17 protein-coding genes are annotated in these 21,626 nt (G+C 51.9%); 2 read left to right on the top strand and 15 right to left on the bottom strand.

All coding sequences use genetic code 11. The features are described 5' to 3' along the window. Positions 1-33: 33 nt before the first annotated feature. From DQG13_RS02685 to DQG13_RS02660, 6 genes are all read right to left on the bottom strand, one after another. On the bottom strand, positions 34-1,833 hold the full coding sequence (locus DQG13_RS02685) for an ABC transporter ATP-binding protein (RefSeq protein ID WP_113017997.1): 1,800 nt from the start codon (positions 1,831-1,833) through the stop codon (positions 34-36). Further along, entirely contained in the window at positions 1,826-3,601 is a 1,776-nt protein-coding gene (locus DQG13_RS02680; protein WP_113017995.1) for an ABC transporter ATP-binding protein, read from the bottom strand. The genes DQG13_RS02685 and DQG13_RS02680 overlap by 8 nt, the downstream gene beginning before the upstream one ends. A gap of 100 nt (positions 3,602-3,701) precedes the next feature. Continuing rightward, positions 3,702-4,559 carry a helix-turn-helix domain-containing protein gene (locus DQG13_RS02675; RefSeq protein ID WP_220094320.1) on the bottom strand — a complete coding sequence of 286 codons (858 nt, stop codon included), beginning with the start codon at positions 4,557-4,559 and terminating at the stop codon, positions 3,702-3,704. Positions 4,560-4,636: 77 nt separating this feature from the next. Then, positions 4,637-6,172 carry an ABC transporter ATP-binding protein gene (locus tag DQG13_RS02670; protein ID WP_113017991.1) on the bottom strand — a complete coding sequence of 512 codons (1,536 nt, stop codon included), beginning with the start codon at positions 6,170-6,172 and terminating at the stop codon, positions 4,637-4,639. Between the two features lie 16 nt (positions 6,173-6,188). After that, positions 6,189-6,914 (bottom strand): energy-coupling factor transporter transmembrane component T, encoded by a 726-nt coding sequence (locus DQG13_RS02665; protein WP_113017989.1) that lies wholly within the window; start codon positions 6,912-6,914, stop codon positions 6,189-6,191. After that, entirely contained in the window at positions 6,911-7,495 is a 585-nt protein-coding gene (locus tag DQG13_RS02660) for an MptD family putative ECF transporter S component (RefSeq protein WP_113017987.1), read from the bottom strand. The genes DQG13_RS02665 and DQG13_RS02660 overlap by 4 nt, the downstream gene beginning before the upstream one ends. Before the next feature lie 191 nt (positions 7,496-7,686). Between DQG13_RS02660 and DQG13_RS30645 the strand changes: the two genes are divergently transcribed. Together DQG13_RS30645 and DQG13_RS02655 are read left to right on the top strand one after the other, a co-directional pair. Next, entirely contained in the window at positions 7,687-8,109 is a 423-nt protein-coding gene (locus tag DQG13_RS30645) for a hypothetical protein (protein ID WP_181592532.1), read from the top strand. A 97-nt stretch (positions 8,110-8,206) separates the two neighbouring features. Further along, entirely contained in the window at positions 8,207-9,367 is a 1,161-nt protein-coding gene (locus DQG13_RS02655; protein ID WP_181592531.1) for a WG repeat-containing protein, read from the top strand. 265 nt (positions 9,368-9,632) lie between these two features. Here DQG13_RS02655 and DQG13_RS02650 read toward each other — a convergent pair whose 3' ends face one another. The 9 genes from DQG13_RS02650 to DQG13_RS02610 all read right to left on the bottom strand — a co-directional run bounded on the left by DQG13_RS02650 (position 9,633) and on the right by DQG13_RS02610 (position 21,478). Further along, positions 9,633-12,293 carry a discoidin domain-containing protein gene (locus DQG13_RS02650; protein WP_181592530.1) on the bottom strand — a complete coding sequence of 887 codons (2,661 nt, stop codon included), beginning with the start codon at positions 12,291-12,293 and terminating at the stop codon, positions 9,633-9,635. A 102-nt stretch (positions 12,294-12,395) separates the two neighbouring features. Next, positions 12,396-13,274 (bottom strand): carbohydrate ABC transporter permease, encoded by an 879-nt coding sequence (locus tag DQG13_RS02645; protein ID WP_258525419.1) that lies wholly within the window; start codon positions 13,272-13,274, stop codon positions 12,396-12,398. A gap of 13 nt (positions 13,275-13,287) precedes the next feature. Further along, entirely contained in the window at positions 13,288-14,256 is a 969-nt protein-coding gene (locus DQG13_RS02640; RefSeq protein ID WP_113017979.1) for an ABC transporter permease, read from the bottom strand. A gap of 83 nt (positions 14,257-14,339) precedes the next feature. Further along, positions 14,340-15,920 (bottom strand): ABC transporter substrate-binding protein, encoded by a 1,581-nt coding sequence (locus tag DQG13_RS02635; protein WP_113017977.1) that lies wholly within the window; start codon positions 15,918-15,920, stop codon positions 14,340-14,342. Positions 15,921-16,090: 170 nt separating this feature from the next. Further along, positions 16,091-17,854, bottom strand: a complete 1,764-nt coding sequence (locus DQG13_RS02630; protein ID WP_113017976.1) for a sensor histidine kinase — start codon at positions 17,852-17,854, stop codon at positions 16,091-16,093. Continuing rightward, positions 17,851-19,173 (bottom strand): response regulator transcription factor, encoded by a 1,323-nt coding sequence (locus tag DQG13_RS02625; protein ID WP_146767088.1) that lies wholly within the window; start codon positions 19,171-19,173, stop codon positions 17,851-17,853. The genes DQG13_RS02630 and DQG13_RS02625 overlap by 4 nt, the downstream gene beginning before the upstream one ends. 160 nt (positions 19,174-19,333) lie before the next feature. Beyond that, positions 19,334-20,149 (bottom strand): type II pantothenate kinase, encoded by an 816-nt coding sequence (gene coaW, locus DQG13_RS02620; protein WP_113017972.1) that lies wholly within the window; start codon positions 20,147-20,149, stop codon positions 19,334-19,336. Positions 20,150-20,270: 121 nt separating this feature from the next. After that, positions 20,271-20,825 carry an HAD-IIIA family hydrolase gene (locus DQG13_RS02615; protein WP_113017970.1) on the bottom strand — a complete coding sequence of 185 codons (555 nt, stop codon included), beginning with the start codon at positions 20,823-20,825 and terminating at the stop codon, positions 20,271-20,273. Positions 20,826-21,022: 197 nt separating this feature from the next. After that, positions 21,023-21,478 carry a hypothetical protein gene (locus tag DQG13_RS02610; RefSeq protein WP_113017968.1) on the bottom strand — a complete coding sequence of 152 codons (456 nt, stop codon included), beginning with the start codon at positions 21,476-21,478 and terminating at the stop codon, positions 21,023-21,025. Between the last annotated feature and the right edge of the window lie 148 nt (positions 21,479-21,626).

Here is a 21,626-nt window from a genome sequence, read left to right as displayed (position 1 = left end):
TATATGAGCACAAGCGGCTTCTTCATGCTCACATTATACCGCATCTGGGGAATTGGAAAAACGATTATGTTCCGGTTCCTGTTCACGATAAAGCTTCCATCCCTCTGCCTGCTCCCGGATCGAGATGAAATGGCCATAGATTCCTTCTTTCCGGATTAACTGCTCATGGGTGCCTCTTTGGGCGATGCGGCCATTGTCCAGCACGATGATCTGATCGGCGTTTTCGATGGTGGCCAGCCGGTGGGCGATGACGATAATCGTTTTGCCCCGGGTCAAGGCACTGATGGCTTCCTGCACATGATGCTCATTCTCCGGGTCCACGCTGGCGGTAGCCTCATCCAGAATGATGATCGGCGCTTTTTTGAGCAGCGCTCTGGCAATGGAAATCCGCTGCTTCTCCCCGCCCGACAAGGAGGAGCCGCCTTCCCCGACAACCGTGTTGTACCCATCCGGCAGCGCCGCAATAAATTCATGGCAGCGCGCCTGCTTGGCCGCTTCCATAATCTCCTCGATCCCGGCATCGGGACGTCCAAACTTGATATTATTCAGAATCGTGTCATGAAAAAGATACACATTCTGGAATACCATACTGATGTTCGCGAGCAGGCTGTCACCGGTAAGCTGGCGGATATCTGTTCCGCCAATGGCAATGCTGCCCGAATCCACATCATAAAACCGGGCTATCAGATTGCAGATGGTGGTTTTGCCGGAGCCGGAAGGACCGACAATGGCTGTGGTGGTCTGCTGCGGAATGGTGAAGCTGACTCCGTCCAAGACCCGCCGCGTATCATAAGCAAAGGTGACGTCCTTGAACTCAATATCAAAGCGGTCCAGCTTTTTATCCGTTCCATGCTCATCCATAAATTCGGTTTCCTTGATCCCGTCCAGCTTGTCCAATATCGGGCCAATCACCTGGATCACATGGGTGGCATTGTTGATTTGCTCCACCTGCCCGAAGATGACAAATGAAAACATAGCCAGCATCAAAAAAACGGAAACGGATAAATCCTCGCGCAAAACCAGAATGGCAGGCGCCGCGGCAATGAACACGGAGGATGCCTTCAGCGCCATCAGGTGCAGGCAATTGGCGGGAACGTATCCCAGCTCAATCTTCACATTGATGCGGCGGCGCTCCCGGTAAGCCTTGCGGATGCCTTCGATGGCCGCGCCCTCCTGCCCATACGCCTTGACAACCGGTATTCCCCGGATGTATTCCAAGGTAGCCGCGATGATGTCATTTTGCGCTTTTTGGTGAACGGGAGCGTTTCGGCGGCTGTAATGCCCCATTAGCCGCAAGGCCAATGCGGACAAAACAAGTCCCAGCAAAGCAATGGCCGCCGCTTGCCAGCTGTAGAATGAGAGGCAAAGTATCATAACGGCTGCGCCAATATATCCGCCGATCACATTATCGATCATTTTCATGGCAAACATTTCCACAAAGGCCATATCCGTGGTTACTGCCCCCAGCAGGCCGCCGGTTTGGTTGCGGTCAAAAAAGCCAAGGGATACTCTTTTTAGAATATCGCCGATTTTGATCCGCTCCTCTGCCGTCACTTCATGGCCAATGCTCTCCTGGCTGACCGCCCGCAAATACGAAAACAGAAACCGGCCCGCGATCATGACAATCATAAAAAGAAGCATATACAGCGCCCACACAGAGGTGAGCCTCCCCTGCCCCGCCTGATCCTCCAGAATCAGGTTAAGGGCATAAGCGGCTCCCATAATCGGCATAGCAGTAAACATCGCCTGCAAAAAGGACCATAAAAAGCCCCAATACAATCTGCTTCTATAAGGCCCGGTCCAATGCAGGATACGCCTCATGATATTAAGCACGGACTATCCCTCCTTCTTTCCGGCTGGAGGCGGCCCATGCCTTGGCTCCCACATGAGCGTTCCACATATCGCGATAAAGCGGGCTTTCCGCCAGCAACTCCGCCTGGGTTCCTTTGGCCGCAATTCTCCCCTGATCCAACAGCACGATCTGATCCGCGTCCTTGATGGTGGACAGCCGGTGGGCAATGACCAGCAAGGTTTTGCCCTTGGTCAAGGCAGCGATGGATTTTTGCAGCTGCTCCTCATTTTCCGGATCGGTGAAGGCGGTGGCCTCATCCAAAATGACAACCGGAGCGTTCTTCAGAATAGCTCTGGCAATGGCGATCCGTTGCCGTTCCCCGCCGGACAGCCTGCTTCCCGCTTCCCCTGCCAGGGTATTCCAGCCCTGCTCCAGCCGGGAGATAAATTCCTCGCACCGGGCGGCGCGGGCGGCAGCATATACCTCTTCATCGGAGGCGGTTGGTTTGCCCAAGCGGATATTTTCCAACAGGGAGCAATCAAACAGGAAATTGTCCTGGGCCACATAGCTGATCATCCCGGAAAGCTGCTTTAGGGGAATATCGCGGATATTGACGCCTCCGATGAGAATCTCTCCCCCGGCAACATCCCAGAACCGGGCGATCAGCCGGGCCACTGTAGATTTGCCGCTGCCTGACGGGCCCACCAGGGCGGTAAAGCTATTGGCGGGAAGCTCCAGATTGATGGAATGGAGCACGTCGCCTCCTTTATCATGATAGCGGAAGCGAACATTTTGGAGCTGAACATCATAACCAACCGGATTGGCAGGCTTGGAAGCATCCGGCAGCACAGGCATGGCCAGCAGTTCACTGGCGTCATTTATCGCGTATTGAATGGATTTCCAATCGTTCACCGCCACTGTAAACCAGCTTACGGGAGCGATGATGCTCATGGAAAGAATGATGCTCATGGCCAGCTCCGCAGGGGTCAAGCTGCCATTCAGATACAGGAACATGCCGGCGGGCAGAATCCCCAGCAGAGTGGACGGCAGAATAGCTCCCCCGAGATTCATCAGCTTCCAAGTGCTATGAAACCATGCCAGGGTAAAATCCTTAAAGGAATGGATCGCTGCCGAAAATTTTTCGTATGAGCTGGAGGATTGGTTAAAGGCCTTGATGACCTCTATTCCCTCCACATATTCCACCATGACGCTGTTCACTTGGTTGCCCGCCTCCATGTATGCAGCGTATTGGCTGTTGAAATTCCGCATCATCACCGCATAGACCATTGCGCCCAAAGGAATGCAGATCAAGGAAGCAAGAGCAAGGCGCCAATCCAGGACCAGCATATAGGCAAACACCGAAAGCGGCAGCAGCAGGTTGGAAATGCCCTCCGGGATCAAATGGGCCAACGGCAGCTCAATGGTTTCCACCCGGTCCACAATAATATTCTTCAGCTTCCCGGCTGTGTTGCCCAGAACATGGCCAAGAGGGGCTTCCATCAGCCGCCGCGTCATGGCCAGACGCAGGCTTTCCAGAATTTGATAAGCGGAACGATGCGATAAGGTGGTAGAAATGCCGTAGAAAAGCAGCTTGACGAAATAGCCGGCTATGCAGACTCCCGCCCACATCCAGACAGCCGCCTCTGTAGCTTTTCCTTCCATGAAGAGCAGTATAATCCGGTATATCCCCCAATAAGGGACCAATCCCCCGGCCACGCTAATGATGGCGCATAACACAGAGGCCAACATTACCCCTCTGCATTCCTGGGCAAAATCATAAATGGTGCGAAAGGTTCCACGGTTCTTCATTTCCTCTTCCCTCCAAAAAAAATAAAGGTGATTTGTCCGGCGCAAACCACCTTTATTATAGGATGCCCCCGGCAAAACCACCGCTCCAAAAACGGACCGGCTAATCCATTTGACTAACCGATTTGCGGTAATCCGACGGCGTTTGCCCCAGCACGGATTTGAAAGCAGCGGAAAACTTGCCGGCATTCTCGTAACCGGTCTGAAGAGCAATGGCTGTAATGCTGTCCTTTGTCTTGCGGAGCTTCATTGCCGCCGCATTGATCCGATACGTCTTCATGTAAGCATAGATAGGGGTTCCGTATACGCCTTTAAAACATTTGGTCATGGAGGCCACCGGGAACTGAAAACGGGCGGACAGCTCTTCCAGCGTGTAGTGCTTCTCCGGGGCGGAGGTGATCAAGGCCATAATGGCCTTGGTCTTTTCTACCTGCTCCTTGCCAAAATAGACATATTCCTCCGCATGAGGAGGAACCTCCATGGCGCTCAAAAAAAGCAGCAGCTCCAATACCTTAATCTTGAGGAACGGTCCTCTGATTTCCTCCGGCACCGCGTACAGCTCGGCGAAGATATGCTCAATATGAAGTCTGGCGCGTATGACAAAAGGCCGGATGCTGCGACAAAATTTCGCCCGCAAGGCATGGATATCCACGTTGAAGCCATCCAGCACATTGGACAAAGGCCCGGACGCCTCTGCCGTAAAAATCGAAACGGTGATTCCCCGGTAATAGCCCAAGGGCAATTGAAACATGCCCCCATGCCGGGCGCGGGAGTTGAGCTGCATATCCCCCGCTCCCATAAAGAAGCTGCTGCCGTCGCTCATCTCCCATTCCAGCCGCCCGTCCCGGCAATGATCAATGCAGAAAACAGGCGCGATTGGCTTAAAATGGGAATAGCAGCGGTCCATGCGGAAATCGTGGTACAGCAGGTGCACACCGGGAAAAACCTCATAATGGGTCATCCTGCCCTCCCCCGTGGCATCCTGCAGCAGATATACGGAACCCTCGGTGCTCCGGCTGATCAGGGAAACATTCTCCCCTAAATGGATAGACTCATGCAGTCCGATACTTCATCCTCCTCCAATCCCTCCTGGCCGCTCCCTGCCTTGGCGGTATCGAGAAAAAACCGGACCATATTGTCTGCGCCGGCGGAATCAAGGGGAGCGTTGGCAATCACCTTGCCTTTTTCCAATTGGAGAAAATGGGTGCAGCAGGAAAGAATGAATTCGGGATCATGGGTGATCACAAATAAGGTGTTGCCTTGCGCCGCCAATTGCTTCAGGCTTGCGGCAACCTCCTTCATATGCCGGAGGTCCAGGCCGCTGGTGGGCTCGTCGAACACGAGGATATCCCGTTTGCTGGCGATGGCGCTGGCAATGGCTACCCGCTGCTTTTGCCCTCCGGACAGAGACATAGGATGCCTCTCCTTCTGCTGCAGCAAATCCAACCCGTCCAGGATGTCGGCTGCCCGGTTGTCGTCCTCCTCCTCCATGCCGAGCAGCACCTCATCCAGCACACTCTCGGTGAACAGCTGGTGGTTCACATCCTGCATCACCATATAGCATTTTTTTACCCGGTGCTTGTTCCCGAAATGAAAAGAACGGAAGTGGACCTCGCCCCGCCCCTTCCGCTCCAGGCCGCAGAGGCAGCGGGCGAAGGTGGATTTCCCTGCTCCGTTATGTCCGATGACCGCGATAATTCCCCCTTCCGGCACCTGCAAGCGGTCAATCTCCAGGGCAGGCGCCGAGGCTTTGCTGCGGCACAGGTAGAAACTCTTCATCACCAGCTCGCGCTCTTGCTCACGGGGGGCGGAACGGATTTTCGGCAGCTGCTGAAGCGATATAGGGCGCAGCCCCATGGAATCAAGCTCGTGAGGAGGAAGCGCTCTAAGCTCCCTTGCACTGAATATGCGCTCAATCCGCCCTTGCTTCATGTAAATGGCCCGGTCCATCAGCTCACGCAGAAAATACAGCCGGTGCTCCGCCACAATAACCGTCTTGCCACGGCGCTTCCAGAGGCCGATGGCTTGCCGGACATCCTCAATGGCCTGGGCGTCCAGATTGGAGGTGGGCTCATCCAAAACAATTACCGGCGGATCGCATACGGAAATGGAGGCACAGGCGATTTTTTGCTTTTCGCCCCCCGAGAGGTGGAAGATGCTTCTTCCCATCAAATGCCCGATCCGGTATTCCCTGACGGTTTCCCGGATTCTTCGCTTGATTTCTTCAGCCGGAAGCCCCATATTTTCCGCACCGAAGGCCAGCTCGCTTTCCGTTTCCACATTAAAGAACTGGGAGCGGGGATTCTGGAACACCGATCCTACCAGACTTGCGGTTTCATGCAAGGGCAGCCGGGAAATGTCTTTGCCGCCGATGAGCACCTGCCCCTCCAGCTGGCCTTCATAATAATGGGGAATCAGCCCATTCACCAACCGGGTGAGAGTGGTTTTCCCGCAGCCGGATTCTCCGCACAGCAGGATTACCTCCCCTTTGCCAATGGTCAGGTTAATATCCGCTAAATTATTCTGTTCTTCTCCGGCAGCATATGAAAATGAAACATTCCTGAATTCAATCACGCGCTATCCCTCGTTCCTATAAAACAATCATGACGGCGGCTGCAGCAATGGCAACGAACGCCAAAACGGCATCCAGCCATCCGAAGCCGATCCTGCAAATATTGGTGCGTTTCATGGAGCTGCTCAGCCCCCGGGTCAAGGCAGCAGCGGAAAGCTCCTCGCCGATCTTGACCACACAGACCATCAGCGGAACCAGCCGGTATTCCAACGCCAGAACCGGCTTCTTCAATATGGCCATGCCGCCAAGCCCGCGCATTCGCATGGAATCGGATATGGCGCTTGCCTCCTCCATAACCGTCGGGAAAAAACGGAACATGACAGAAAGCGGAATGACGATTTTGGGAGTAACGCGCATCCGTTCCATAGATGCCGTAAACTCGCTGACGGTTGTGGTTGTCACCACATAATATCCCATCACAAGTCCGGGCAGAAACCGGGAGATCAAACCCGAAGCAATAACCGTGAGCAGGTTGGCCAATCCTTCTGTCCGGGGAACCAGATAGCTTTCGCCGAAGGAGGCAAAAGCAAACAAAACCAGGCAAATGACCGCTGCCTTGACGCGGCCCCCTGAGAAAAGAAGCAAAAAAGGGATCAGCGCCAAAGCCGGCCGGACGATCATCGCGGGGCCTGCGATTCCTCCGCCCATCATGACAATATTCAGCACAATCAGGATCAGCAGTTTGGTTCTGGGGTCCAGCCGCAGCCTGTCAGCTGCCGATCCGGCCATCAGCACACGGCTCATACGGCAATGCCTGCACGCTTAAAGTGCTTTTTCAAGGCTGATTTCCCCAGATACGCTCCGATGATCGCTCCGATGGCAATCAGGATGATCATGACGGGAAAGACCCAGGGTGGCGTGAAGCGGAGCAGTGCATCCGTATACGCATCGCCATACCCTGCGCGGATTTCGGCGAAATAACTATCCCGCATAAAAAACAATGCCAGGAGAGAGCCGACAATCCATTGGCTGAATACCACATAGCCCGCAACAGAAGTTTTCCAGCCGCTGTACCGTCCCAACTTCAAAATCACATCAGCCAGGAACCCGCATACGGGGCCAAGAACCAACGCAGGCCATGGATGTCCCATTACAAACATGAACAGTCCCAACAATGTCGCCATAATCGTGACCATGCCGAACGTCTTCACTCTCGTCAGGAACAGCATGAAGGGAATACCCGTTACAATCGGGCACAACAAAGGGATAAACACCATCATAATCGGGATATAACCAACCATTCCCGTGGCGAAAAATAAAACGAAATAGATTGCTGTAAAAATGCCCACGTTGATTAAATCTTTGACAGACAGCTTCTTATTCATATGAAGACCTCCATATTTTCTGTATTCCTTCTTCTTTTTTGGCTTCATCCCGTTCCTATTTCACCCACCAGCTCTCCGTGCCTTGCTGCAGCTTCTTTTGTTCATTCCATCTCTCCTTTGCCGGATTATAGTTATTCTGAAAAAACAGTAATTGATATTGATTATCATTATCATATTTAAGTTGTCAATTGGTGTCAATGACCATTTTCACTTTATGGAAGATGTATACAGGGTTAATCCGTAATTTTTACGATAATAAAAATATGATACCACAAGCTTTACTCTTGTCAATCCATGAAAAAAACCAAACCATCCGATTTCCGGCAGTTTGGTTTTTATTCTACCCCAGCGACAACAGCGCGCCGATTGCGCCGCTGTACTCCCCATTGTTTAGCAGGAAGGGTGTTGCCCCCGCAAAATGGTGTAATCCTTTGAGAACAGGGTCGCGGGGTTACTTGCAGTCTGATCCATATACCGTTATGATGGCTAATGTGAATTGGTCTCCAAACAATAGTTCTGGTGGGAAATATTATTTTTCCGGAAATGACCCAATGATTGTTTATCCAAGCAAAATTGCCAATGCCTTTGGTAAAAATTTCTACGTCTTTAATTAGTTTATCGGGTACAGTGGATCAAAAAACTAATAATCTAGCTACGACAATTCGAAAAGGATTGCTTGGCTTCTCCTATTACATCCAAAAAGGAAGGGTCATGTTGAAATTCATTCCAGTCATTCCCTTGCTATTTCTCCTGTTCACCATGTTGAACGGGTGCAATTCTAGTGAACCGGACGTAGCCGCAAATACCAAGGAGCAGACTCCTTCTCCCTCAGTGGTAACAACCGCTAACGGAACCGCTGTACAGACTCCAACTGCTGCGCCTACTCCCGCTGAGATAGCGGTTGGGTGCAGCCAGCCTGTCGCATCAGAGCAAACGAAGAACCTGTTCCGGTTTCGCCAAGACGGAAAATGGGGGTATTTTCAAGCTGACGGAACTACTGTTATTCCTCCCAAGTATGATTATGCAACCGATTTTTCCGATGAGTTGGCAACTGTGTATATCAATAATAAGCTGCAGCTTATCAATGTCCGTGGGGACATAGTTGTGGAGCGAGATGGAAATAAGGAAAATGTAGGGCCCTTCCATAACGGAATGGCTATTCTTTCGACGGGAATATGGATGACTTACATGAATACCAAAGGAGAGCAGGTACTGAATCAAGTCACCAAAGAAGCAGCCTTGCTGCAAGATTTTTATGAGGGCATGGCTTTGGTAGAACTCTTTAGTGGAAAAAGCGGATATATCAATGTAAACGGGGAATGGATCGTACCACCGGTGTACGAAAAGGGCACCTACTTTTCACTAGGTATGGCTGCCGTAAAGAAGGAAGGGAAATGGGGGTTTATTGCTAAAGACGGCAGTATGAAAATTCCATTCCAATATGAGGATGCAGCCAGCTTCCAAGAATGTCTTGCAAGTGTAAAAGATACAGGCGGATTTGGCTTCATCGATCTGGAAGGCCGGGTGGTTATCCCGACGCAATTTGAATTTGCCGAGTCCTTCTCGAATGGTCTTGCTCTGGTTCGCCAGGATGGAAAATACGGTTTTATCCTTCCCAACGGAGAAATCAAGCTTCCTATTACTATGGCTTTTGCCACCTCCTTCAAGGAGGGTCTCTCCTTCGCAGAACAAAACGGCCGGTACGGATTTATAAATCAAGACGGCAACTGGGTGATCGAACCCCAGTATGACTATTCTACCTTATCTGAATTCCGCGGGGGCCTGGCCATTGTCCAGAAAAACGGAGTTTGGACTTATATTGACCGGTCCGGCAAAATAGTCCGGGAGACAGAAGCTCTGGATTCTATCTAGGCAGTATACTTATCTTCAATCCCAAAAATAAGGGAAGATCGGTTCCGAAGGACGAGAATCCTCCAGAAGCTGGATCGGCTGTTCGGCCATATAAATCAGCGGGATTTCAGGATCGTAGGGTAGGGCACAAGTCTCAAAATATCCTGCATTCGAGCAACAAAAAGCTTTATTCTTGTCAATCCATGAAAAAAACCAAACCGCCGATTTCCGGCAGTTTGGTTTATGTTCTACGCCAATGACAACAGGCGCCGATTGCGCTGGCTCTTTATTGAATCGAATCGACTTGGATAAAGATCGGCCGTTCGCTGACGTTCACGCTTACCTTGCCGCCGGAGATGGTCAGCGCCGAGGAGACGCCGTCCGTATCCCCGTCCGCCATCTCGATCTTCGTTGCATTCCCCGGCCTGCCCTGCAGTGTCAGCTCATAGTTGTTCACGGTGGTCTGGCTGCTGGTTGGCGCCCATACAACATACGCGCCGCCGCCTGCAGCATTCTTGAATTTATACACCTTTACGTTGGCGTTGCCAGACGCTTGCTCGCCGAGGAACGTCATGCCGGAGAGCGCATTTTTTAGCGTATAGACGTAATACCACGACGTCTTTGGCGTCCATTCACCGTATTTCGTGACCAGGCCGGAGGATGAATATTGCGTTGCCAATTCGCCGTCAACGTCGCGCAGCATGTACATCGTCGCGCGGTCAACGCCGGCCGCGGCGATCTCAAGGAAGGAGCGGACCAGCCACTGACCCTGCACCTCTTCGGCAGAGAATGATCCAATCGCTGGAGCGCGCTGCGGAGAGCCGGGATTCGTATCATAGCCGAATTCGGAGAGCCATACCTCCTTGCCCGGCATATACCGGTTCCGGTAATCGACAAGCTCCGCGAGCCTTCCCTTCAAATTGAACTGCTCAGGACTGATACCGCCGTTGCTGCCCCGCGCATATGTGTGCACATTGATGACGTCAAACGGCACATCCCCGCCGCGGTTCAGATCGGACCAGAGCTTAATGCCCCGGATATAATCGAGATCAATGCCGGCAAGACCGCCCATCACCATCTTGGCGTTGGGATCAGCATTCTTCAGTCCGTGCGTGCCGCTGAGCGCGCCCATATGGCCATCGTACGAAGCGCTCGCCATCGCAGCGTATTCGAAGGGCTTGAAGTACCCGCTTCTTCCTTCCCACGTCTTGTCCTGCTCATTCCAGTTCTCGAAATATTCGATAAGCCCAAGTCCCGTCAGCGGCTGCTGGCCGGAAGCTAACTTAAGATTGGAGGCCGGCACCCCCGTGCTGCCATATCGGGCCGCGAATTGATACATATAGTCCCCACGTTCTGCGTAGGAGAGCGGGTCCTCAGGATCTTCGCCCGCGAACACCGGCTTGCCCTCTCTATGAAATGCTCCATTGCTGATCCAATACACGTTCTCCTTCAGAGCGGGAAAAACGTCGATCTCCGCGTCGTTCAGCGTGTCGTAGTAAGCGTCGAAGTTCCATCCGCCGCCCGCATAACTCGGATTAAACTTGTGATCTGTATCGGGATAAGCCGGACCGCCGCCCGCGTCCCAGATCCAGTTGTGGTACTCCCGAACCGTACCGGCGACCTGCATTTTGTCCAACGGGTCGTCAACGAATGCGTTGATGCCGATCAGCTTATCCATCGTTACCGTTGGCACATGCGGCACCGGATTCGGCACAATCGGCGTGCCAAGTGCGTATCCATAAACGACCATTTCCTTCGCGATTGCGCCTGCGGTGATCATAGTAACCCGCAAATACCGGGTTTGCGTATTGACGGTATGCCGCTTCCAAGCATTATAGCTCCCCATGTTATCGGTGAACAGCTCGGTCCATTGGCCGTTCTCCCAGCTCTCGACCTTGAAGCTGCCGGAGTTGTTCGCATCGTACAAGTAGATATCCGTAATGACATGGCCGACACCGAGATCGATAACCGCATCGGCGGGATAGAACCAGCTGGTATAACCTGGAGCCCATGGCGTTGCCGGACTGCCGCCCGAACCGGCCCGCGGATCGCCCGCCGCCGACTGCTCGTCGAACAGCGCTGAGGCGCTGCCTGTGCCGATCATGTCGATAATCGTGGCGCCCGCCAGACTGAGCTTGGCGGAAACCGGGCTGGATGCCGTCGAGGCGGACACCACGTTGGACAAGCCCGATTCGTTCCCTGCTTCGTCCTTCGTCTTTACAGCGAAATAATATGTCGTGTTGGGAAGCAGGCCCGTCACGGCGAAGCTCTCCGCGCTACCCGCTGCCTGCGGAGCCGGTTCTCCAACGGCCTGCAGCGCCAACGTCCAGTTGGCAGACGTAATCGCCGAGGTACTGTAGCGGACGTCGTACGCATCAGCGGTCCCGGACGTCCCGTCATCGCCCGGCGCCGTCCAGCTCAGCGCAACAGAGCCGGCTGTCAGCGGCACGGCGGACAGGTCCGCGATATCCGCCGGCGCTATGGTATCTCCCGCTCCACCGGCCGGGTTGCCATACAGCACGATCTCGGCCACATTCGCGGTGGCGCCTGTCATCGTCACCCGGATATACCGTGTCTGCACCGACACGGGATGAGCCTTCCAGCTATTGTATTGCTTCAGCTCATCGGTGAACAGATGCGTCCAAACGTCCGGACTGCCGGCTTCGACAATGAAGTTATTGATGCCGTTGGCGTCATACAGATAAATATCCGTAATGTCATACGGCTGTCCCAGGTCAATATAGGCGCTTGCCGGGTAAGAGCTGGAATTCCAGCCGGGGAACCACTTCGTGGTCGGATTGCCTCCGGCGCCGTTCTTCGGATCACCAGCCGCCGTCTGCTCATCGACGAGCATTCCGGCGTCGCCGTTCCCGCCCTCGTTCACCACCATGGCCGTTGTCAGCGCGATTTTTCCTCCTGACGCATACGAGACGTACGGTTTTACCATTCCTTGCCCAATGAGGCATACACCGGCAAGCATCGCTGCGGCCACCAACATGGAAACCTTCTTCAGCAAATCATTCTCCTCCATTTCATCATGGAATGAAACTTATCCTTTCACACTGCCGATCGTCAGCCCTTTTACAAAGTATTTCTGGAAGAAGGGAAAGACGAACAGCAGCGGTCCCGCCGCCACAATCGCCATGGCGAAGCGAACTGTTTCCGTTGGAATCTTGAAGTTTTCCCCGTATCCCGCCGGCATGACATCCGCCATCTGTTCAATGAATTCCGCTTGCATCAAGATACGCTGCAGCAAATACTGAAGCGTATACAGCTCCTCGTCCCGGATATATACCAGCGCCCGAAACCATTCGTTCCACCGGCCCAATACGCCGAGCAAGGACAATGTAGCGAGCACCGGCTTTGACAGCGGCAGGATGAGCTGCCAATAAATGCGAAACTCATTCGCGCCGTCCATCTTGGCGGATTCGACGATTTCATAAGGCAGGCCTTGGAAGAACGTCCGGAAAATAATGATATGAAAGGCGCTCGCCAGCCCGGGTATGACATACACCCAGAACGTATTGCCCATATGCAAATATTGCGTGATCAAGATGTAGGAAGGAATCAAGCCGCCGCTGAACAACATCGTAAAAAAAATGTAAAACGAAATCGGCGATCTCCACCGGAACGCTGTCCGTGATAAAGGATACGCGCACATGGACATCACCAGCACGCTCAGAAATGTGCCGAGGAACGCCTGTGCCCCGGTAATCATATAAGAGTTTAAAATTTGATCCGGATTTTCAAACACGATGCGGTAAGCGGTAAAGTCAAAGTGCTCCGGGATCAAGCGGTAGCCGAGCCTCATAATGTCTTCCTCGTTGGACAGGGAAATCGCGATGATCAACAGGAACGGGAGCACGAACAGCAGGGAAAACAAAATAAAGAAGATATGAAACGCAATGACCGCTTTATTGGATTGCAAGCGAGTGGCCTCCTTAGAACAACGCATTCTCTTTGTTGATCATTCGCACCAGCGTGTTGGCTGAGATAATAAGAACGAGCCCGACGGCTGACTGAAGCAATCCAACCGCAGCTGTCATCCCGATGTTTCCGTTCCGAAGTCCACGGAATACGTACGTTTCGACAATATCTGTCGTCGAGTACAGCATGCCGACATCCCGCGGGATTTGATAGAACAACCCGAAATCCCCGCCCAAAATATCGCCGATGGCCAGGATGGTCAAAATGGTGATGATGGGAGTGAGGGCAGGCAAAGAGATACGCAGCATCTGCTGCCAACGATTGGCGCCGTCGATCTTGGCAGCCTCGTACATTTCCTGGTCAACGCCCATTAAAGCGGCATAGTAGATGACACTCCCCAGTCCGACCCCCTTCCACAGGTTCGCGAACGTCAGAATGAACGGCCATACCCCGGGGCTCGCATACCAATTGATTTTCTCCATTCCAAAGAAGGTAATGACTTGATTCAATATCCCCAGACTCGGATTGAACAGCGAATAACTAATATATCCGACAAGCACCCAGGATACGAATGTAGGAAAAATCATTGTCGTCTGATAATACTTCATCGCAAAGCGGTTGCGAATTTCAAACAACAAGAGGGAGATCAAGAGCTGCGCCGTGGTTCCAACAATAATAAAGAGAACGCTGTAGCCAACCGTATTTCGTGTAATTCTCCATGCGTCAAGGGAAGTCATGAAAAATTCGAAATTCTTTAGACCAATCCACTCGCTCCCCAGAATGCCAAGATGGTATTTATAATCCTTGAAGGCCAGAATGACGCCAAACATGGGGAGATAGTTAAAAATGAAAAAATAGAGGAGCGCCGGCAAAGCGAGCAGGAACAGCAGCCTGTTATCCCTGGCGATATGCTTGCCCCGGTTTGTCCACCGGCGCACGCCGGAGGCTGGAATTCGAGCCGTCGTCGTTTCGTGTCTTTGCATGTGATTCTCTCCTTCTGATCGTTCCTCCCCGATAAAGAGACAGCCGGCTCTCACCGGCTATCTTCTTGGAAGGCTCTATCCGTTTATCGGGCCGGAACGGCAATGCCCTTGGATTTCAAATATTCATCCACTTGCCGTTGCAGCTCCCGCTTCACTTTCTCCGCCCCGGACGCATACATCTTGTTGATCATTTCCTTATAGAGCACCTCGTGATTCGGCAACGCGCCGAGTGCCAGTCCGCTGTATTCCGAGTAGATCGCGTTGACCTGAGCGAGCTCCGTGCTGATCTTGCCGGTGTCCACCTTCATGCCGACGAGCGGATGAACGATGGCGGTGCCGTTGACTTCATTCTTGATGTAGCTGCTGAAGCCTTCGAGATCCGAAGTCGTGTCGTACGTAATCAGCATGTTCCCCGGGATAAACCGGTCAAGGCGGTAATTGACAGCCCCGTCCCCTCCCCTCAACAGTTCAATACGGTTCTCCCCAATTTTGTTATAATGGACACCTTCGATTCCATGAACGAGCAAATTCATCAGGTCCTTGCCCCGCTCCGTGTTCATCAGGTTGATCAGCATCATCGCCCGCTCCGGATGCTTCGCCGTTCTCGGGATAACCGTAGCCGAGCTCGCGTTCAACGTGCTGATCCGCCAATCCTTCTCCACGGGAATCACTTCGATAGGGAAGCCCGCCACTGCGGTTTCCTTCTCGGACTGCCCTTTGAAGTTGGTCTGGAACCATAGCGTGTAGCCATCTACCCTGCCTTCGTCCTGCCGTCTGTTCTTATTGCTGAGCACATCCTCGCGGACATACCCTTTGGCAAACCAATCCGCCATCTTGTCAAAATACAGCTTCGCACCCGGAGTTTCCTGCCGTATGTTTACCGTATATGTTTCATCTTCATGCAATACGGAGAATTGTCCTCCAAGATTAATGCCTAAAACCATGGAGTATAAATTCACATCGCTGATCCCTTTGCGCAATTCACCGGCTTCCTTCAGCCTGGCCATATACCCTTCGAGGATGTCGTAATCTTCCTCTCGAAGCACGCGGTCTTCCCGCGAGAAAAATACTTTCTCCGCCTTCTCATAATCCCAGTACTTTTCCGCAAGCTCTTTATGGGTTCTCATGCCGATTTTCAGATCGACCATGTCCTTATAACTTGGCACGGAGTATGTCCGGCCGCCCACCTTGCCAAGATCGAGAACGTACTCGGGCACCTCCCCCAGGATATCTTTTCCGTATTTCCCAATCAGATCGTCCAGCGCCAAGTATGCGCCTTTATTCACTTCCTCGGTGAATGAGACCAGCCATCCCGTCCAGGCAATATCCACCTGTTCGCCCGATGCGGCAATCAATTGCCACTTCTCCTTATACTCCGAAGAAGGAACATACTCGAATTCCACTGTTGTATTCGGCAAATAGGCTTGCAGCTGCTTGTTAAACTCCTTCCACACCAATGCCGAGTCTTTCATTTTGTCTCCCGGCAGAAGCCACTTCAAGGTGGCCGGCTCCAGCTTCGGCGCATCGTCTTTTGCCGGTTGTCCCGAATTTACCGGCGCAGCAGAATTGGAAATTCCCTGCGACGATTCACCTGCGCAACCAGTCAGAAGCAAAGCAACCACCAGACATAACCCAACCCCGGATTTCCATCCCCATCTGTTCATCAATGTTGGTTATCCCCTCTCTTAATCGGTTTCATCCGTATTATAACCCGGTCTGAAAGCGATTTCAGTCCTACAATTTCAACATTCCCCCCCTTGTTGCAACTTGTTGTGAAAGAAGAGGGGCACGATATGAAGAATGGAAACTTATTTTAACTTTTTGGCCGCAGGCCCTACAACGCCATCGGCAGCCAGATGGTCACCGTCGTCCCTGTTTGCCCGTCGCTTGCAATCGTCACACCATAGTTGCTGCCGAAGATGAGCCGAATGCGGTGGTTTACATTACGAAGGCCGATATGCTGCCCTGTCAAGGTAGCTTCCTCATGGAGGTCGCGGTTCAAGCGCTCTACGACATCGGGGGGAATGCCTGCACCATCGTCCCGCACTTCAATGATCAGATTCGAGCCGATGCTCTTCGCCTCGATCCAGATATTGCCGGTATGCCGCTTTGGCTTCATGCCGTGCCGCACCGCATTTTCGATCAGCGGCTGCAGCGTCAACTGAACGACCTTGCATTCAAGCAGCGGTTCGGGCAAGTTCCAATGCACCTGTATTTTATCACGGTACCGATGGCGGAGGATGTCGAGATACTTGCCGGCATGCTCGGTTTCCTGCCGCAGCGGTACCAAATGGCCGTCTCCGCTCATGCTCAGGCGCATCAACTCGGACAGCAAGGACACCATACGGGATACCTCGTTGTCCCCCTTGGTCAGCCGAATGGCCATCCATTTCACCGTGTCCAGCGTATTGAACAGAAAATGCGGATTGATTTGCGATTGCAGTGCCACGGAACGCGCCTGATTCAACAAATCGATACGGCGTTCCAATTCATTTTCAAGCTCCTTCTTGGTAAATAAATATTTGGAAATATGTCCGAGTATATAACGTATTTCAGCATGATTCTGCTCCTCCGGGAGCTTGCTCTGCGGGTCATCGAAGGCCGACATGATCATTCGCACCGGCGCAAACGTCCGGACGGACAAGACGAACGTAACGGCCAGAATGACCACGATGCCGGCAAGTCCGAAGGCGATCATGAAGCGGTGCAAATCCTCCGTCTTTTCGCGGTAATGCTGAATCGGAAGCATCGAAATATACACCCAGTCAAACATATGCGAGCGGGCGGCGGACATGATGTACTCCTGTCCGTCAACGCGGAGCGGGCGGCTTCCTTCGGTCAGTTCCACATTCCGCAACAGCAGCCTTGTATGATAAGGCTCCATGAAGTCACTCGGGTAATCGCTTAACAGTATCGTCCCGCTGCCATCCACGATGAAGAATCTGCCTTCCTTGTCATCCCGCTTGCGCATGATCGTCTTGGCGAATTCCTCCATGTCGATATTGACGAGAACGGCGCCTTTGCGCTCTTCGTCGTAAATATACATGGGTCTGACCAATGTGATATAGAATGGGTATTTGTCCTCGAACTTTCGGGGGATGACGAATGGGTTGTTGTTCTGTCGCAGGGCGAGATGGGGAAGCCAGGTTTGATCCTTTAGCTGTGAAACCGGCAATCCGGTTTGTCCGGTGACAACATATCCGTTGCGCTCCGAATAAAGATAGATGGAATCGATATAATCATAGATGCTTGTCATCATGGAGAGATGCACCAGGATGGAATTGTATACATTGCGGAACGTCTCTTCGGGCTCCGACGAATAGATCAGCCGCTCCGTACCTGGAAGCAGGCTCAGCTTGGTCGCCATCAGATCAGTCTGTTCGATCGACGTGTCAACCACGTCCCGCACCCGATGCAGGGAGCTTAAGTTGGCCGCGCTGATCTCTTCCTGCACGATCTCATTCATCTGCTGGAAGACGACAATAGCGGTGCCGGCAAAGGGGAGAACCGTCAGCAAAAAAATCAACCCTAAATTTCGGATAAACAAACTCTGAAACCGGTAGTTCCGGATAAAATATAACAGTCTGCGTTTGTTCATAGGCGATCCTTCCCCAAGAGGGCTTCCTGTCTCACGTAGTCTCGCGGCGTCATGCCGGTGACCTGCTTGAATACGCGGTTAAAATATTTGGCGTTCCCATATCCGACCCGTTGGCCTGCCTCGTAGACCTTCAAATTTCCCTCCCGAAGCAGCTCCATGGCCCGTTCTATCCGCAGTCGCATCAAATAATCCGAGAAATTCATGCCCGTACATTGCTTAAACAGACGGCTAAAGTAAACGGGATGCAAGAACACTTGATCCGCAACTTGTTCGAGGGACAGATCAAGATGGTATTGCCCGCTCATAAACTGTTGAGCTTTTTCGACCAGCGCCATCGAAGACACACTCTTATGGGGAACCGTCTCCCTCCCAACCTCCTCAAGCGTGTGACGGCCCAAGCTTCGGATTTCTTCCGGTTCGGCAAGCTCCGTGATTGGCTTAACGGACTCCCGATAAGAACGCAGCCGAGAACTGGAGCGTGCCAGCTCGGCAAGGTCTCCATAGACGGATTGGCCCACGGCGCGGAGCCTCACATTAAAGATCGCAGCCGCTGATTTCCTGATCTTTTCCAGTTGAGCTTGAACTGCCGGCAGCAGCTCCTTCATGTCGCTTCCGGGGGCGAAGACACCTACGATCTTATAGCCCATATAGCTATTCAAAACCGGGTACATCCGGGAATGCTCCATCCTGGCTCCAAGCACCCATTTGCGCAATCCGGCAACGAACGACTCCCAGCCGTTGTCAGACCACTCTTCAGCTTCGAGCTCCAGTTCTATGACACAACAGCCTCCTGCTTCAGCATACGGCAGCTGTATCAACTTACTTCTCCGCAGCATCTCCTCGGAGTTCCAGAGTGCTCCCATAAGCAGATCGGAGAAGAACTGCTCTTGCAGCAAGGGAAGCAGTTCATGGGAACGGCGTTTTTCCTCCATCGCTTCGTGTTCCTCATCCAGCTCCTGCTTCAACTGGTGAAGGACGCGCCTCAGTTCATCTAATTCCATCGGCTTCAACAAATAATGCTTGACGTTGCATTGGATGGCTTGCTGCGCGAATTCAAATTCCTTATATCCGCTGAGGATCGCCATTTTCGTGCGGGGATGGTGCTGGCAGACGTATTCCGCAAGCTCAAGCCCGCTAACTTCTGCCATCATGATGTCGGACAGGATAACGTCAACCGAATTATGATCCAAATAGGCAATGGCATCCTTTCCATCCTCGAACGTTGCGACCAAGTCAAAGCCCAGCTCGCTCCATGGAATGAAATCGACCAGACCTTCCCGAATGATTTCCTCGTCGTCTAACAGGATGATTCTATACACAACCGTCCGCCCCTCTTTCCTTGAGGATTTATTGAAGTAAGCGCTTTCCCATATACAGAGGGATTCGCCGGAACATCTACAAATCCTTTTCTGTAGCACCAACCAAGGAAACCGAATTAAAAAACCAAACCATCCGATTTCCGGCGGTTTGGTTTATGTTCTACGCCAATGATAACAGCGCGCCGATTGCGCCGCTGTACTCCCCATTGTTTAGCAGGAAGGGGGTTGCCCCCCGCAAGATGGTGTAATCCTCCACCACCTTCTTCAACAGCTCATTCCCGATGAAGGATGACCCGATATAGACGATGGAAGAAATTCCATACTGCATGGCAGCATGAACGCTCACCGTTGTGACCGTTTCCCCAACCAGCCCGATTACAGAGGCCAGCAGGTCGGAGGGTTGGAGCTCCTCCGGATTATGGGGAATATGGCCGAAATTGCTGGCCGTCAAATCGCCGGGAATAGGCGGCTCTGCGCCTTCATAGATATGGCTGACCTTTAAGTCCACTTTCTCCCGCAATCCCTCGGGCGCAAATTGCACAATCTCGCCGAACTCCCCGGTGCCTGCAAGAAGCTTGGATAAACCAAGCATGGTTCCGCCTCCCACTCCGGTGCCGCCGATCCTAAAGTGTTCGTCTTGTTTGACAATATGTATGGAGGTGCCGGTTCCCACATTGGTCAGGACAAATTCCGATGGCCGGTCTTCAATGTCCTGCAGCAATTGAAGCACCCCTTTGCAGGTTGCTTCAAATTCAACGATTTGCTTCACGGGCTGCTCCAGCCGCTTCTGGAGCACCTCGCTTTTGCCTCCGGTAACGCAATATTCCGCTTGGGGAAAATGCTGCTTTAACCAGGCCACCGCATGGGCCATTTGTTTGGTAGGGAACTTCATCAGCTCCAATTTTCCATGCTCTATGTAGGCAATCTTGATTAAGGTTCCCCCTGCATCAATCCCAATTCGAGTAAAAGCATCCAAGAAAAATCCCTCCTGATGTCGTAGAAGCTGAAGAGCCGCGGCAGCGACAAACGCCCCGAATCTATTAGTAACTATAAACCAATCGTCCCCCGATTGGTATATAAAATATACGGGCGCTTGATTAAGAGTGGCCGTTGACAGCCTTTTTGCCCAAAATCCAGTGGACTGCCTCCAAAATATCTGCTGCGATATAATCAGGCTCGGTTTCCGACCATTTCTCCCGGAAGGTTGTTAAGGAGCCCTCGCCCCAGCCGGTTCGGACCAGAATTTTGATTGCGCCGACTGCATGAGCGGCCAGCATATCGGTATCGCCTACATCGCCGATCACCACACATTTCCTCAGGTCCAAGCTGTGTTGCCTGGCAGCCTCAAGCAGCATTCCCGGCTTTGGCTTCCTGCAATTGCATTCTTCTTCGTGGGGACATATGTAGGATTCGTCAAAACCAAAATGTGTAAACTGATCTTCAAACTCCTGAACGGTCGCTTGCCCCCGGGAAATCCGGTACTGATTCGTGAAAGCAAAAACCCGAATCCCGTTGGATTTTAGCAGATGAATGGCTTCTTGCGCCATAGGAAACAGGACAAAGTCTCTGGGATGTATAAAATGCCCCGTGCCTCCAATTGTCCCGTCCCGATCCACAAACACAGCTTGAACATTCAGATTCCCTTCACTCATACCAACACAGCCTCCTTAGAATTAGGAAATATTCCGCCAGCCTATTCTTGTACAATGGAAGTGACACTGACTTCATTAGGGTTGCCCAGAACATACTCTCGAATAAAATATGTATGTGTTTCATACCGCTCCGTAATTTTCATGTTCCCTGATACAATTTCATATTGGTCGGGCTCGTTGTCGTTTACAATTTCACGCTAAACGTTAAAGAATTTCACCTTTTCCTTTTCGATAAGCTTTATTTTATAATGTTTTTGCAGATATCTCCCAAGGGGGAGGCCTTGTTTGTTTCTGCACGAGGATAAGGAAGTGAAGGTCGAGCTGTCCTTCAATATAAATCTGTATGTGTCCTCAGAAAATCCCTTGCCAATTTGAATATATACCTCCCCGAATTTCTTCGTTGTAATGGCTTCAATACACTCGATCTTCCTGATTTCAATCCTGCAAACTTCTCTGAAAAATATATATTGGAAGAGGATGTTTTCCTCAAGTATCCCATAATACCCAAGCTGATAAATAACTACACCCAATAAAAAAACCAAGGAAAAAACAACTATCTTGAGAACAAACCCAGTAAATAATTGAATCAAAATCAGAAAAACTAACACGGCTATTGTGGAATACAGGATCGCCTTTTTATGATGAAAATACATGGATTCCCTCCAAACAAACTCTCTCATCCGTGGATGACGGACTGGTCCAACTTCCCAGTTACCTGCCAGATTTTTTGCAACGTTTTTCCACTAGAAAATCCACGATAGAAAAGAGGCTCTAACCATAAATCAGTGCTTGACCGCGCCT

The sequence above is a fragment of the Paenibacillus sp. YN15 genome, from assembly GCF_003285005.1.
Lineage (GTDB): Bacteria > Bacillota > Bacilli > Paenibacillales > NBRC-103111 > Paenibacillus_AR.
The sequence above is the reverse complement of the archived record's forward strand: the minus strand, read 5'-3'. Positions and strand labels throughout refer to the sequence as shown.

Excerpts from the sequence above, each read along its gene's own strand:
- DQG13_RS02660 (WP_113017987.1), bottom strand. The coding sequence starts at position 7,495 with ATGAATAAGAAGCTGTCTGTCAAAGATTTAATCAACGTGGGCATTTTT.
- DQG13_RS02655 (WP_181592531.1), top strand. The coding sequence starts at position 8,207 with ATGTTGAAATTCATTCCAGTCATTCCCTTGCTATTTCTCCTGTTCACC.
- DQG13_RS02665 (WP_113017989.1), bottom strand. The coding sequence starts at position 6,914 with ATGAGCCGTGTGCTGATGGCCGGATCGGCAGCTGACAGGCTGCGGCTG.
- DQG13_RS02615 (WP_113017970.1), bottom strand. The coding sequence starts at position 20,825 with ATGAGTGAAGGGAATCTGAATGTTCAAGCTGTGTTTGTGGATCGGGAC.
- DQG13_RS02635 (WP_113017977.1), bottom strand. The coding sequence starts at position 15,920 with ATGAACAGATGGGGATGGAAATCCGGGGTTGGGTTATGTCTGGTGGTT.
- DQG13_RS02680 (WP_113017995.1), bottom strand. The coding sequence starts at position 3,601 with ATGAAGAACCGTGGAACCTTTCGCACCATTTATGATTTTGCCCAGGAA.
- DQG13_RS02640 (WP_113017979.1), bottom strand. The coding sequence starts at position 14,256 with ATGCAAAGACACGAAACGACGACGGCTCGAATTCCAGCCTCCGGCGTG.
- DQG13_RS02650 (WP_181592530.1), bottom strand. The coding sequence starts at position 12,293 with ATGGTAAAACCGTACGTCTCGTATGCGTCAGGAGGAAAAATCGCGCTG.
- DQG13_RS02610 (WP_113017968.1), bottom strand. The coding sequence starts at position 21,478 with ATGTATTTTCATCATAAAAAGGCGATCCTGTATTCCACAATAGCCGTG.
- DQG13_RS02630 (WP_113017976.1), bottom strand. The coding sequence starts at position 17,854 with ATGAACAAACGCAGACTGTTATATTTTATCCGGAACTACCGGTTTCAG.
- DQG13_RS02675 (WP_220094320.1), bottom strand. The coding sequence starts at position 4,559 with ATGACCCATTATGAGGTTTTTCCCGGTGTGCACCTGCTGTACCACGAT.